11 protein-coding genes are annotated in these 14,111 nt (G+C 58.7%); 6 read left to right on the top strand and 5 right to left on the bottom strand.

Going from position 1 to position 14,111, the window contains the following annotated elements; translation table 11 throughout:
• The first annotated feature begins 3 nt into the window (after positions 1-3).
• Positions 4-702 carry a tRNA (guanosine(37)-N1)-methyltransferase TrmD gene (trmD, locus tag F3H58_RS09815; protein WP_149742055.1) on the top strand — a complete coding sequence of 233 codons (699 nt, stop codon included), beginning with the start codon at positions 4-6 and terminating at the stop codon, positions 700-702.
• On the opposite strand, the gene F3H58_RS09810 is transcribed toward trmD, so the two are convergent.
• Positions 684-1,430, bottom strand: coding sequence for a sulfite exporter TauE/SafE family protein (locus F3H58_RS09810; protein WP_149742054.1), 747 nt, complete (start codon positions 1,428-1,430; stop codon positions 684-686). The genes trmD and F3H58_RS09810 overlap by 19 nt on opposite strands.
• 265 nt (positions 1,431-1,695) lie before the next feature.
• On the opposite strand from F3H58_RS09810, the gene rplS reads away from it, so the two are divergent.
• The 4 genes from rplS to F3H58_RS09790 all read left to right on the top strand — a co-directional run bounded on the left by rplS (position 1,696) and on the right by F3H58_RS09790 (position 6,699).
• Positions 1,696-2,235, top strand: a complete 540-nt coding sequence (gene rplS / locus F3H58_RS09805; protein ID WP_059759847.1) for a 50S ribosomal protein L19 — start codon at positions 1,696-1,698, stop codon at positions 2,233-2,235.
• A 290-nt stretch (positions 2,236-2,525) separates the two neighbouring features.
• Complete coding sequence (locus F3H58_RS09800; RefSeq protein WP_149742053.1) at positions 2,526-4,259, top strand: type I secretion system permease/ATPase; 1,734 nt, start codon at positions 2,526-2,528, stop codon at positions 4,257-4,259.
• Positions 4,252-5,565, top strand: a complete 1,314-nt coding sequence (locus F3H58_RS09795) for an HlyD family type I secretion periplasmic adaptor subunit (RefSeq protein ID WP_149742052.1) — start codon at positions 4,252-4,254, stop codon at positions 5,563-5,565. Before F3H58_RS09800 ends, F3H58_RS09795 begins: the two co-directional genes overlap by 8 nt.
• A gap of 180 nt (positions 5,566-5,745) precedes the next feature.
• Complete coding sequence (locus F3H58_RS09790) at positions 5,746-6,699, top strand: rhizobiocin (RefSeq protein ID WP_149742051.1); 954 nt, start codon at positions 5,746-5,748, stop codon at positions 6,697-6,699.
• Between the two features lie 121 nt (positions 6,700-6,820).
• Here the strand turns inward: F3H58_RS09790 and F3H58_RS09785 are convergent, their stop codons facing one another.
• On the bottom strand, positions 6,821-8,098 hold the full coding sequence (locus F3H58_RS09785) for an MFS transporter (protein WP_149742050.1): 1,278 nt from the start codon (positions 8,096-8,098) through the stop codon (positions 6,821-6,823).
• 426 nt (positions 8,099-8,524) lie between these two features.
• Between F3H58_RS09785 and leuC the strand changes: the two genes are divergently transcribed.
• Positions 8,525-9,934, top strand: a complete 1,410-nt coding sequence (gene leuC / locus F3H58_RS09775; protein ID WP_003520336.1) for a 3-isopropylmalate dehydratase large subunit — start codon at positions 8,525-8,527, stop codon at positions 9,932-9,934.
• 52 nt (positions 9,935-9,986) lie between these two features.
• Here the strand turns inward: leuC and F3H58_RS09770 are convergent, their stop codons facing one another.
• The 3 genes from F3H58_RS09770 to thiP all read right to left on the bottom strand — a co-directional run bounded on the left by F3H58_RS09770 (position 9,987) and on the right by thiP (position 14,093).
• Positions 9,987-11,447 (bottom strand): M48 family metalloprotease, encoded by a 1,461-nt coding sequence (locus F3H58_RS09770; protein WP_286169379.1) that lies wholly within the window; start codon positions 11,445-11,447, stop codon positions 9,987-9,989.
• Between the two features lie 307 nt (positions 11,448-11,754).
• Positions 11,755-12,471 carry a thiamine ABC transporter ATP-binding protein gene (locus tag F3H58_RS09760; protein WP_149742048.1) on the bottom strand — a complete coding sequence of 239 codons (717 nt, stop codon included), beginning with the start codon at positions 12,469-12,471 and terminating at the stop codon, positions 11,755-11,757.
• Entirely contained in the window at positions 12,468-14,093 is a 1,626-nt protein-coding gene (thiP, locus tag F3H58_RS09755) for a thiamine/thiamine pyrophosphate ABC transporter permease ThiP (RefSeq protein WP_149742047.1), read from the bottom strand. The genes F3H58_RS09760 and thiP overlap by 4 nt, the downstream gene beginning before the upstream one ends.
• Between the last annotated feature and the right edge of the window lie 18 nt (positions 14,094-14,111).

Here is a 14,111-nt window from a genome sequence, read left to right as displayed (position 1 = left end):
GTCATGACCTTCAAGGCTACCGTTCTGACGCTCTACCCGGAAATGTTTCCGGGGCATCTCGGATATTCTCTGGCAGGCAAGGCGCTCGAGCGGGGGCAATGGTCGCTGGACGCCGTACAGATTCGCGAATTCGCCACCGACAAACATAGAAGCGTCGATGACACGCCGGCAGGCGGCGGCGCCGGCATGGTGCTAAAGCCCGACGTTCTGGCGGCGGCCATCGACCATGTTTCGGATGGCGACACACGGCCGCGGCTGCTGATGAGCCCGCGCGGCAAGCCGCTGTCGCAAAACCGTGTGCGTGAACTGGCGGCCGGAGAAGGCGCGATCATCGTCTGCGGCCGTTTCGAAGGCGTCGACCAGCGGGTGATCGAGGCGCGCGGGCTGGAGGAAGTGTCGATCGGCGATTACATCCTCTCCGGCGGTGAGCCGGCGGCGCTGACGCTTCTTGATGCCATCGTCCGCATCCTGCCGGGCGTCATGGGCAACGATCTTTCCGGCGTGCATGAAAGCTTCGAGGGCGGACTGCTGGAACATCCGCACTATACCCGCCCGCAGGTCTGGGAAGGCCGCGATATTCCGGCCGTTCTCACCTCTGGCAACCACGCCGTCATCGACAAATGGCGGCACGAGCGGGCGCTGGCGTTGACGAAGGAGAGACGCCCGGACCTTCTGGTAAAGGCTCAGGCTGAAACGAAATAATAGGCGGTCAGCACCAGCCCGACGGCGATCACCAGCCAGCGGATAATCCACTGCGGCACCCGTCGTGCCGTATGCACGCCCACATAGCCGCCAAGTGCGGCCGCGGGGAACATGATGAGCGCCGCCCACCAGGAAACGACGCCACCGCTGACGAAGATCGTGATTGCGATGACGGCGATCACGACTGACAAGAGGTTTTTCAGCGCGTTCAGATGATGATAGCTGCCGCCCGAGGTTATTCCGAGGATGGCCAGCATCATGATGCCCATGCCGGCGCCGAAAAACCCGCCATAGACGGAAGCGAGACCCTGAAAGACGAGGCTCGGCAGATTTCCGGGCGAACGTTCGGCGCTCGCCTTCGGCCGCAGCCATGGGCCGGCAGCGAAAACGGCGGTGGCCACAAGAAGCAGCCATGGCACGAGCTGACGGAAGGAAGGATTGTCGAGCGACAAAAGCAGCAGCGATCCGGCCAGCCCGCCGACGACTGAAATGCCCGACAAAAGGATCGCCTCCCGCCAGTGGGCGCGGATTTCCGGCCCATAGGCGATCACGGAGGTGATGTAGCCCGGAAACTGCACGATGGCTGACGTGGCGTTGGCGACGATGGGTGGCAGACCGGCCAGCGTCATCGCCCCGAAGGTCAGGAAGGTGCCGCCGCCGGCAATTGCATTGACGACACCCGACAGAAAGCCGGTGGCGAACAGCATGAGAATAACGAATACGGACATGGCCCCTCCCAAGGTTCTCATGCCATATCCGCCAGCGCGCCGCTTCGCAACTGCCGGAACGCGGCGCGTAATTGATAAAATATTGTCATGAAAGGGATGACAAACGGCGCATCCTCGTGTATGTGCCCGCGTGGAAATGGGAAATATCCCAACCGAAAGCAAAGAATGGCGAACCCGCTCCTGCCGAAAGGCATGGTCTGGAGGCATTGACCGACAGACGAACCGTTGAGCGCTCTGGCTGTTTCAGAAGAAATCAGAGGTTAACATGACCAACATCATTCAGCAGCTGGAAGCCGAACAGGCCGCCAAGATCGAAGCAAAGCGCACCCTGCCCGAGTTTTCTCCGGGCGACACCCTGCGCGTCAACGTGCGCGTTACCGAAGGTAACCGTACCCGCGTTCAGGCTTACGAAGGCGTTTGCATCGCCCGTTCCGGCGGCGGTCTTTCCGAAAGCTTCACCGTTCGCAAGATTTCCTACGGCGAAGGCGTCGAGCGCGTATTCCCGATCTACTCCCCGCTGGTCGAAGGCGTTGAAGTCGTTCGCCGCGGTAAGGTTCGCCGCGCGAAACTCTACTACCTGCGCGACCGTCGCGGCAAGGCTGCCCGTATCGTTGAGAACACCGGTACGCGCGCCCGCAAGCTGAACGAGTCCGAGCGTCAGGCACTTGCCGACGAGAAGGCACGTCTGGAAGCCGAAAAGGTAGCAGCAGCACAGGCTCTCGCCGCCGAGAAGGCAGCAGCAGAAGCCGCAGAAGCCAAGGCAGCGGAAGAAGCAGCAAAGGCTGCGGAAGCCACAGCAGAATAAGATTTCCATTTCGATGGATTGATCAAAAGGCGGTCTTCGGGCCGCCTTTTTTGTTGCGTGGATATAACGAAACAAAGCACGCATGCGGCTTGAAAGCCGCGTTTGGCGAGCATTGGCTGGCCGCAGAATACCGAAGCTCTTTCAATCATTTCCTTTGCGGAAAGATGTGGCAAATTTCGACCGGCGACAAATGCCTGCCTGATTTCTTGCTCGAGTGTTTTAGCCCATCCTCGAACAGCATTGCCTAATTGCATTTATTGTGCGATTTTCTTGCTGTTTCAGGTGTTATTATGTTTTTATTTAATTCTTTTTTAACAAAAAATAAGTCCGCTTTTTTCGCCGTTGGTCTCGCCAGCGCGTTGATGAACATTCTTAATCTTTCCGGCTCGCTTTTCATGCTGGAAGTTTACGACCGCATTTTGCCAAGCAAGAGCATTCCATCCCTTGTGGCACTGGTCGTTCTCCTGATCGTTCTCTACGCGTTTCTGATGGGGTTCGACGCGCTGCGAGGCCGCATACTGGCGCGCATTTCGGACAATATGGACGACGCGCTCAATCAGAAGCTTTTCAGGGCGTCGATCAGTGCGCCGCTCCTCGCCTCGGGAAAGATCGATGGGCTGCAGATCGTCGGCGATCTCGATCAGATCCGCCAGTTCCTCTCGGGACCGGGCCCGGCGGCCTTTTTCGACATTCCCTGGCTGCCCATCTATCTGCTGATCTGTTTTGCCCTGCATCCGTGGATCGGGTTCGCTGTGCTCGGCGGAGCCATAGTTCTCATCGTGCTGACGCTTCTTACGAACTGGCTGACCGAACGGGCGACAAAGCAGGCTTATACCGCACGAGGGCAAAGAAACGTCCTTGTCGGCAGCAGCCAGCGCAACATCGAATCCATCAAGACCATGGGCATGATGGGGGCGGTGACATCCATGTGGGACGAGCTACACTCCAGATACCGCGCCATCACCCTGTCGACATCCGATACCGCCGGCATGCTCGGCGCCATGTCGCGAACCTTCCGCCTGTTGCTGCAATCCGGCGTCATGGCCATCGGCGCAGTTCTCGTCATCGACGGCAATGCATCGGCGGGCAGCATCATCGCAGGCTCGATCCTCTCCGCAAAGGCGCTCGGCCCTGTCGAACATGCGATTGCAAACTGGCGCAGCTTCATGACCGCAAGACAGGGCTGGAAACGCGTCAACGAGTTCCTGGAACTGGTGCCCGAACCCTCGCCGCCGCTCTCCTTGCCCCGCCCGAAATATACCGTTGCCGTTGATCGGGTAACGGGTGGGCCACCCAATGGCGCGCGCGATACAGTCGCCGATATTTCCTTCACGCTGAACGCCGGCGATGGCCTCGGCATCATCGGCCCAAGCGCCTCGGGCAAATCCACGCTGGCACGCTTGATGACCGGCATCTGGCCCTATGAACGCGGTTCCGTCCGCTTCGATGGGGCCGCGCTCAACCAGTGGGATTTCGAGTTTCTCGGCAAATCCATCGGCTACATGCCCCAGCAGGTGGAGCTGATGCCCGGAACCGTGGCGCAGAATATCGCGCGCTTCGACCGCGATGCGACAGCGGAAGCGGTTGTCGCCGCAGCCAAGGCCGCGCAGGTGCATGAGCTGATCCTCAACCTGCCCAACGGTTACGATACCTATATTGGCGACCGTGGCGAGGCCTTGTCGGGCGGTCAGAAACAGCGCATCGGCCTTGCCCGCGCGCTGTTTGGCGAACCCTTCTTCGTCCTTCTCGATGAGCCGAACTCCAATCTTGACAGGGAAGGCGAAGCGGCCTTGCGCAATGCCATTGGCGACATCAGGGCGCGTGGCGGCATTGTCGTCGTCATTGCCCATCGCCCCAGCGCCATCGAAAGCGTCAATCTGGTGATGGTGATGAGCAACGGCAGAATGCTGCGCTTTGGCACCAAGGAGGAGGTGCTCGCGCAAATCCTGCGGCAGAACATCCGCCAGGTGCCCGAGGAGGAAGAAACGCGCAAGATTGAAAACCGGGTGAGCGAAAATGGTTGAGGCGGAAAAACCCGGTATGACGAATGCGTCCATTCTCAGGCACTCGACCGCAGTGGTCGTTCTCGCCCTTGGCCTGCTGGTCGGATTGGGCGGCTGGGCGGCTTTTGCAAAGCTTGCCGGCGCAGTGGTGGCGACCGGGCGGGTTGTCGTTGAAGGCAACTCCAAGAAAATCCAGCATCTTTCCGGCGGCATCGTCAGCGAGATCAATGTCGCCGAAGGCGACAGGGTCGAGGCCGGTCAGGTCCTGTTGCGGCTAAGCGCCACTGTCGTGCAGGCGAACCTCTCAATCGTCGAAAATACGCTTGCGCAGCTTTATTCTCGTCGGGCTCGTCTGCGTGCGGAAATTGCCGAGGCGCCGTCTTTCACTGTGCAGGAAGATCTGGCGGCACTGACGAGTTCGAAGGCGGCCAAGACCTTTATCGATAGCGAACAGAACCTTTTCAACAGCCGTCGCAACGCCTTGATCGGCATGAAAAAGCAGCTGGGAACACGCAAGGACCAACTCGCCGACGAGGCACGCGGCCTCGAGGTGCAGGTGGAGGCGACGGACAATGAGCTCGCCATTGTAAAGGAAGATGTTTCCAAGACGGACGAGCTTTTCAAAAAAGGGCTTGTCACACTTCAGCGCCTCAATCTCCTCAAGCGCCAGCTTTCCAATCTCGAAGGTCAGCAGGGCCAATATATCGCCGCCCGGGCACAGACGGTGGGCAAGCTGAGCGAACTGGACCTGCAATTGCTTCAGCTCGATGAAGACCGCAAATCGGAAGTCACGAAAGATCTGACATCGATCGAAGCGACCGTCGCGGAATATGAAGAGCGGCTGGCGGCAACGCGCGACCAGCTGGATCGCCTCGACATCCGCTCACCAATTGCCGGTCGCATCTACCAGCTCTCGGTGCACAATATAAATGGCGTCATTCAACCGGGTGAAGTGCTGATGCTGGTGGTGCCGGAGCAGGATGAGCTTGCCATCGAGGCCAATATAACCCCACGAGACATCGATCAGATTTACGTCGGGCAGCCGGTCACCATTCGTTTCACGGCGTTCAATCAAAGCACGACGCCGGATTTGAGCGCGCAAGTCGCTGTCGTCGCCCCCGATCTGCAGACGGATTCCAGAACTGGCACATCCTATTACGTGCTGCACATCAAACCCGACAAAGCCGGCACCGCGCACCTGCCTGGCGGGAGGTTGTATCCCGGCATGCCGGCTGAAGTGTTTATCCAGACCAGCGAGAGGAGCGTTCTCTCCTATTTTGTTAAACCATTCCAGGACAGGCTCAGAAAGACGTTTGTTCAGGAATAGTATAGTACGATAGGCAATAGTATGGGTATAATTTTCCAATACACCAAATACGTGATTTTTTAAACAAATGATTTTTCTTATATTGTATTATGGTTTTTTATGTATTAAATATCACCCGCAATAATTAGCAGAAACTTAATTTTAATTCATCGATTTCTCAAAGATTTTTAGGAGTTTAAAATGGCGTTAAAAGTAACTTTTGGTAATGGCGGCGCCGCTTCGGTTTCCTCGCTTACCTCCCTCATCGACCAGGAAGCTTATAAGCTCCTCACGGAATCGACCGCCCAGGTGAAGAACGGGTCCTCGATGGAATCCGGCAGCGTCAACGTCGGCGCTGTAGCGGTCCCCGGCACCGGTGCAGGCGGTACGGTTGACGTTGGCTACGACGCTTCCTCGAATGGCTTCAAATTTGACGTATCGTCAGCATGGAACTCGGTAAAGAACGCTCTCGCCCAGTCCGACACTTCTGAGAACCTTACCTTCAAGGATTTCGTTCAGGTCGACGTTCATCTCGGCGGCACCGGCTCGTCCACCCTGGAAGTTATCAATGCCAAGCGTGGCAACATCTCGACTGGCGCAGGCAATGACACGGTCAACGTCTCCGTCGTTTCGAACGACAAGGCTTGGGTCAACGCCTTCAACATCGACACGGGTGCCGGTAACGATTCGATCACCGTGAAGGCTGGGACTGCACTCAATAGTGCAGGTGCTGGCGGTGTGGCCGGAGGCACCAACGTTGTGAACGGCGGCGCTGGCGTAACGGATGGCAGCTTCACCTCCGTCAAGATCGATGCGGGCGCCGGAAACGATACGATCGACCTGAGCGGCGTGAACCTCGCTTCATCGCTGGTGACGGGCGGCAAGGGCATCGACAACATCAAGGCAAGCGGTGGCGCCGATACCTTTGTCTTCAATCTCGGCGACATGGCCAAGAGCATCGCCACCGACAGCATTGAAGGCTTCAACGCCGCCGTGGACAAGCTCAAGCTGGTCGGCACGGTAATCGACAACTGGGCGGTGTCGACGATCGATAGCGACACTGTCCTCACCTACAACGTCACTGGCGAGCACAAGGGCGAAAAGATCGTTGTCGCCGGTGTTCACCTGACCGGTAGCGACTGGTTCACCGCGTAATTCTCTGAAAGAGAATTCATTATTTGCCGCTTAAAATGATCGTGGCCCGGAAACATCCGGGCCACGATTTTTTATGTATGCGACCGCCGACACTCGTGGCAGCCGTCGCAATCTTCCAAAGTCAGGCAGCCTTGGCCTGAGTGCCCATTCTACGCGTTGCGATGATGACCAGCACCCCGGCAAGCGCCAAGCAGAAGGCAAGGAAGAACATCGGCGCAATGGTGCTGCCGGTCTGATCCTTGATCCAGGGCACCACGTTCTGCGCCACGAAGCCACCCAGATTGCCGACGGAATTGATCGCGGCGATGCCGGCGGCCGCACCTGCTCCCTTGAGGAAACGGCCCGGCAGGCTCCAGAACACCGGCTGGCCGGCAAAGATGCCTGCGGCGGCGATGCAGAGGAAGGCGAACTGCAAGACTGGATCGCTCAGCAATGCCGACATCAACAGACAAAAGGCGCCGATGAAGGCAGGACCGACGATATAGGGCGTCTTGTTCTTTGCCTTGTCGGCGGCCAGGGGCACAACGAACAGGGCGACGGCCACGATCACCCAGGGGATGATGTTGATGAAGCCATTGGCGGTATTGGAAACGCCGAAGCTCTTCACGATGGTCGGAAGCCAGTAGCTGAGACCATAGGCCGCCAGCGGAAAGCCGACATAGCAGAGCGACATGAACAGAACGCGCGGATTGACCAGCGCCTTGAAGCCGTCCTCTGCATGCTCTTCCATGCCCTTGTTTTCTTCAGCCAGCCGGTTCTTCAACCAGGTTTTCTCATCCTGCGTCAGAAACTTCGCCTTTTCCGGCGTATCATCGAGATAGAAGAAGGTGACGATACCGGCGATAACGGCCGGGATACCCGTGGCGAGGAATACCCATTCCCATCCGGCATAACCGAGGAAACCATCCAGATCGAGCAGCATGCCACCGAGCGGTGCGCCGATGGCATTGGCAAGCGCGCTGAAAATCATGAACAGGCCGATCATGCGGCCGCGATAATCGCGCGGGAACCAGAGCGTCATGAGGAACAATACGCCGGGGAAGAAACCCGCTTCGCAAAGCCCGAGCAGGAAGCGCAAGATGTAAAACATCGTGGCGTTCTGCGTATAGGCAAGCGCGATGGTGACGGCACCCCAGGAAACCAGAATGCGGGCAAACCATTTGCTGGCGCCGAAACGGTTGAGGAACAGGTTGCTCGGCACTTCGAAGATGAAGTAACCGATGAAGAACAGCGAAGCGCCAAGACCATAGGCATATTCGCTGAGGCTCAGCGCATCCACCATCTGCAGCTTGGCATAGCTGACATTCTGGCGGTCGATATAGGCGATGAGATAGAGAAGGCCAAGAAACGGCATCAGCCGCCAGGTGATCTTCGAGATAAGGGCTTTTTCGGATACCATATGCTTTTCCCTCCCTTCGATTTCTCGCCGAAACGCAAATGATAAGGGAACCCATCTATATGTGCGTCGCAAAATACGCAAGTTGCATTGCATCATGACCATTGGAGAACCCCACCAGGGCAGGCCTGTTGCGGGCCTTCAGCCGTGATGCAGTGCACATAGAAAAATGCCGGACCGTCGCGTTCCGTGCTATGCGCATTGATATTGCCGTAAAACCGGCGATCTGGTATGAAGGCTGCCATGGGATCTAAATTCGGATGTCTCGCGCAGAATGTTTATGTGCTGCAGGACCACAAGCGTCTGCCGGCACGGTTCTTTGCGCGCGTTTCCGGGGCGCTCACCAGCCGACTTAGGCTCGCCTGACAGCACCGCTGTCCACGCCTTTCTGAACCCTGATTACCCTTTTCCATGACAAGGCATAGAGCCATGAGCGCACCCCGCACCTTATATGACAAGATCTGGGACGACCACGTCGTCAATCGTGACCCGGACGGAACCTGTCTTCTCTACATCGACCGTCACCTCGTCCATGAGGTGACGAGCCCGCAGGCCTTCGAAGGCCTGCGCATGGCCGGCCGGCCTGTGCACTCGCCTGCCCGCACGCTTGCCGTGGTCGACCATAACGTTCCGACCACGGCCGACCGGCTGGAAGGCATCAAGAACGAGGAGAGCCGCATTCAGGTGGAAGCGCTTGCGCAGAACGCCAAGGATTTCGGCGTCGAATATTATTCCGAGCGCGACAAACGCCAGGGCATCGTTCACATCGTCGGCCCCGAACAGGGCTTCACCCTGCCGGGCATGACGATCGTCTGCGGTGACAGCCACACCTCGACCCACGGCGCCTTTGGCGCACTGGCGCACGGCATCGGCACCTCGGAAGTGGAGCACGTTCTGGCGACACAGACGCTGATCCAGAAGAAAGCCAAGAACATGCTGGTGCGTGTCGATGGCAAAATCCCTGATGGCGTTACCGCCAAGGATATCATCCTCGCCATTATCGGCGAGATCGGCACGGCCGGTGGCACCGGCCACGTCATCGAATTTGCCGGCGAGGCGATCCGCTCGCTCTCCATGGAAGGCCGCATGACGGTCTGCAACATGACCATTGAGGGCGGCGCCCGTGCAGGTCTTATCGCACCTGACGAAACCACCTTCGATTACATCAAGGACAAGCCGCGCTCGCCAAAGGGCGAAACGCTGGAACAGGCCATCGCCTATTGGAAAACGCTGAAATCCGACGAAGGCGCCCATTACGACAAGGTCGTGGTGCTGGATGCAGCCAACCTGCCGCCCATCGTCTCCTGGGGCTCGTCTCCCGAAGACGTGACCTCCGTTGAAGGCATTGTTCCCAATCCCGATGATATCGAGGAAGAAAACAAGCGCGCTTCCAAGTGGCGTGCGCTTGACTACATGGGCCTGAAGCCCGGCACGCGCATCACCGATATCGCCATCGACCGTGTCTTCATCGGCTCGTGCACCAATGGCCGCATCGAGGATTTACGCGCGGCGGCGAAAATTGTTGACGGCCGCAAGGTGGCTCCCACCGTTTCGGCCATGATCGTGCCCGGCTCCGGTCTCGTGAAGGAACAGGCGGAAAAGGAAGGTCTGGACAAGATTTTCCTCGAAGCCGGTTTCGAATGGCGCGAGCCAGGCTGCTCCATGTGCCTTGCCATGAATGACGACCGCCTGAAACCCGGCGAACGCTGCGCCTCCACCTCGAACCGCAATTTCGAGGGCCGTCAGGGCTATAAGAGCCGCACCCACCTCGTCTCCCCCGCCATGGCGGCGGCGGCGGCAATCGCTGGTCATTTCGTCGACGTGCGTGAGTGGCAATGATTGCCGGATGATGGCTTGAACACAGAACCTCGGAGCGATCCGAGGTTTTTGTTTATTCCGAAATGATCTTCACCCGCTGCCCCGGCTGAATGGTGGCCGTGGCGCTCATGGCATTGATCATGCGGAACATGTCGAGCTTCCGGTCGGTTCCCATCATCCGCGCCGCCATCGTCGCCACGGTTTCACCGGGCTTCACCGTCACCACCCGCACCCTCAGCGGCTTCAGCGAGGCGATTTCCTGCGGCGTCATCTTGCGGAAGCTGGTGCGCAATGTATTGGCGATGGAATCGAGCTGCGTATTGCCCTTCGGCACGGCGGTCAGGAAACGGAATATCTGCTGGCCGACACGAATGACGGTCACGTCGAAATCCCATTTATCCGCACTTGCCCGGGCTGTCGCGGCCTCCAGACCATTGATCTGGGTTTCCTTGACTGTTTCCGGCAACAGGCCGGCAACCCAGCCGCTGGTCAGGTAATTGGCAAGGCTCGTCTGTTTCGGATCGGCGACACCATCGAAACGGATGGCCATATCGCCCGGTCCCGTCGCCAGAACGGCCTCGACCTTGTTGTCGATAAGGAAACCTTCCGGCACATCGAAACGAATGCCGAGCGTTCCGTGCAGGAATGTCTGGCCGCGGACATAACCTTCCTGCGGGCTATCGCCATAAAGTAGACCGTCTATGCCATCCAGAAACCAGTCGCGACCACGATCGCCGACCTGGCCGTCCTGGCCGAAGGCGCGGGCATGACGGCGCGCAAGCTCGATGCGTTGCGGCGTGTTGGGGTGGCTGGAAAGGAAGTCGAGGCTCTGGTCGTTTTCGGGATCAGCCGAAGAAAACCGCGCATAGGCCGCCATGGAATCCAGGAAACGCGGCGAGGCAAAGGGGTCGTAACCGGCCTCGCCCAGCATCCGCACGCCGATCACATCCGCCTGCAATTCCTGCTGGCGCGAAAAGGCCGCAAGCCGCAGCTTGCCGCGCGCAAGCGCCTGCTTGCCGGCGAGATCGCTCGACAGCACTTCGGCAACCACGCGGCTGGCAATCACCTCCGCCTCTTCGCGGCGCTGGCGTTCGATGCCATGATTGGCGGTGACATGGCCCATCTCATGCGAAAGCACGGCGGCCACTTCCGAAGCATCGTTGGCAAGCGCCAGAAGCCCGCGCGTCACGTAAAGATATCCGCCCGGCAGCGCAAAGGCGTTGATGGCCGGCGAGTTGAGAATAGTGATGCGGTAAGACTGTTGCGGATTTTCCGAAACGGCGGTCAGAGCACCGGCGATACGGGCGACAAGCCGTTCCGTCTTGGCGTCGCGATATTCACCGCCATAACTCGCCACGATGCGCGGATGCTCGCGAGCGCCCATCTGGGCGCGGGGATCATTTTTCTGCACCTCTTCCACGGTCTGCGGATTATCCGACGGGCGCAGGGTGGATTGGTAGGCCGGGCTGAAGAGAGACTGGCACGACGACAGGAACACCGCAGACGCGGTCAGCAGGGAACAGGCTGCAGCCATCCTGCCCGAACGGCGAAGGCCTGAACGGGAGAAGAGCCTCCACTGTGCAGTCATGCTATTTCTCATTCTCTATGCCTGCCCCTAACGTTCCTGATCATCCGTTAATTGCAGACCAGAATAACAGATTCGCCCCAACGGGCGATGAATGCCGAAACGGTAAAAACGATCCATCAAGTCCGGAATATTCCTGAAAAACGCAATAATTCCCATCTTTTCTCGGGCAACAACTTGAAACTGGCAAGTGCAAATTAGCGCCATTGAAGTCATCTAAAGCGATTGCCAGCGGCACACGTCGAAAATAAGGCGATCACCCGTTCAGAAAACTGTCCACCGCCTTCACATTTTGTGTGGCGAAGAAATCTGCGGTCGAGCCGACATAGACAACCCGGCCGCGATCAAGAAAAACCACCTGCTGCGCCAGCTTCTTTATGTCTTCGGGATGGTGGGTGACAATAATCACCGTGTTTTTTGTTTCTCCATGCAAGTCGAGAAGCAGCGACGTCATACCCGCCCGCAGCCCCGGATCGAGTGCCGCAAAGGGCTCGTCGAGCAGCATGACCGGTTTTTTTCTGACCAGCGCACGCGCCAGCGCCGCCCTCTGCCTTTCTCCGCCGGAAAGCGTGCCCGGCAAACGTTTGTCGAAACCCGTCAGACCGACACGTGCAAGCGCCATCTCAATCCCTTCCCGGTCTTCCACCCGCAACTTCAGCGCGGGGCTGACACCGAGAGCGACATTGGTGAAGATATCGAGATGCGCAAACAGATTATTATCCTGGAAGATCGATGAGACCGGTCTTTCCGAAGGATCGAGCGCCGTCATGTCCTGCCCGCCGATCATCACGCGGCCGGAATCCGGCGCCTCGAAACCGGCGACGAGGTTGAGAAGCGTCGACTTGCCCGAACCGGACGCGCCGACGACGGCAATTATCCGGCCCTGCGGTAATGTGCAATCGAGGTCGAAATCCTGTGTTCCAAGCCGCAGCCTGACCTTGTCCAGTTCAACGGCAAAATCATCGCCTGTCATATGCTCGCCCTTGCTGATTGGGATTGCCGTGCAACGCCGCCTGCGGCAAGCAGCAGGCAGACGATACCGAGAAGGAAGGCATAACCGGCGGCATCATTGGTACGATAGCTGCCCATATTGCTGTAAACCAGCCATGGCAGGGTGACGAAACTTTCCGATCCGAACAGGGCAACCGCACCTAAATCGCCGAGAGACAGGGCCATGGCGAAGGAAAACGCCATGGCCAGCGGTCGCCACAGAACCGGAAGATCGGCGAACCGCAGCCGCGCCAGACCCTGAAGCCCGAGACTGGCGGAAAGTCGGCCGGTGCGCAAGAAATGACTGGTGCAGGCCGGCTCCAGCACCCGCATGGCAAGCGGCAAAGCCATCAGCATATTGATCAGCGCCACGAGGACCGGCGCATAGAAGCTGGCATCGCCGAAAACCCGCAATAACAGGAACCATCCGCTTCCCAATACGACTGGGGGCACCAAAAGCACCAGCGAAGACCCTGCCCCCAGCATGGCGGAGAGGAAGCGCAGGGGTTGCCCCGCCTGCCGTCTGGAGCCTATCGCCTGGCGTGCGCCGATGATAGCCATGCAGCAAAGCACGACAAGGGCTGCGGATAGTGCGGCGATTGCAAGACTGGTCGCCGCCGCGCGCAGGAAAATCGGCGCGGACAGAAGGCGTAGCAGATCGGCCCTCAAACCTGAGACTGCTATGGCGACAAGCGGCAGGCCGATCAGCAGAACAGCGAACACGATTGCCGCGCCATCCCAGAGGCGGGCACCGATTCCCTTTCCGTCGAAACGGCGAAGGGAACGGCCAAGCGAGGGAATTTCCGCTTCGGGCGACGGCAAAAAGGCAAGAAGGCCGAGCAGAATTGCGGTGAGGGCAATCTGCAAAACCGAAAGCGCAATCGCCCGCTGCGGATCGAAATCGAACCGCAGCGCCTGATAGATCGCCACCTCCAGCGTCGTTGCTGCCGGCCCGCCGCCCAACAGAAGAACGAGCGTGAAGCTGGTGGCGCACAGCATGAAGACAAGCCCGGCAATGCCGGGAACGAGACGCGCGACCGCCGGCCATTCGATAAAACGGAAAATCGAAATCGGCCCCATGCCGAGGCTCGCCGCCATGCGCCAATATTCGCCCGGAATGCGCTCCAGCCCGGCCAGCATCAGCCGCACCGAAAGCGGCAGATTGAAAAACACATGGGCAATAAGAATGCCAGACAGGCCGTAAATGCTGAGAGGTTCATCCGCCCCGGCAAAAACGAGTGCCGAATTCAAAACGCCCTGCCTGCCCCAGATGGTTATGATACCGAAGGCGCCAACGATGACAGGCAGACCCATCGGTACCGCCATCAGCCTGATGATCCAGATCCTTCCCGGAAACTCGCGCCGACGACAAAGCGCCAGCGCCACCGGCAGGCCGAGAACAATGGAAAGAAGGGTGGAAAGCGTTGCCTGATAAAGCGTGAAACGCAGAATGCGCAGCGTATAGGCATCCATGATGCCGGCAGCGGACGCGCCGGCATCAAAGGACAGGAGAGCCGCAGCCGCGAGCGCCATGAACAGGAAAACGGCGGCAAAAGCCGCCGTTCCGAAAATGATCGACCGCCGGTAATCGCGACGCAGCATCATGCGCGGGTGTGCCTCTTC

Source organism: Rhizobium sp. NFACC06-2, assembly GCF_900101425.1.
Classification (GTDB): Bacteria; Pseudomonadota; Alphaproteobacteria; order Rhizobiales; family Rhizobiaceae; genus Agrobacterium; species Agrobacterium leguminum.
Note: the sequence above shows the minus strand (reverse complement) of the source record. Positions and strands in the feature narration are given on the sequence as shown.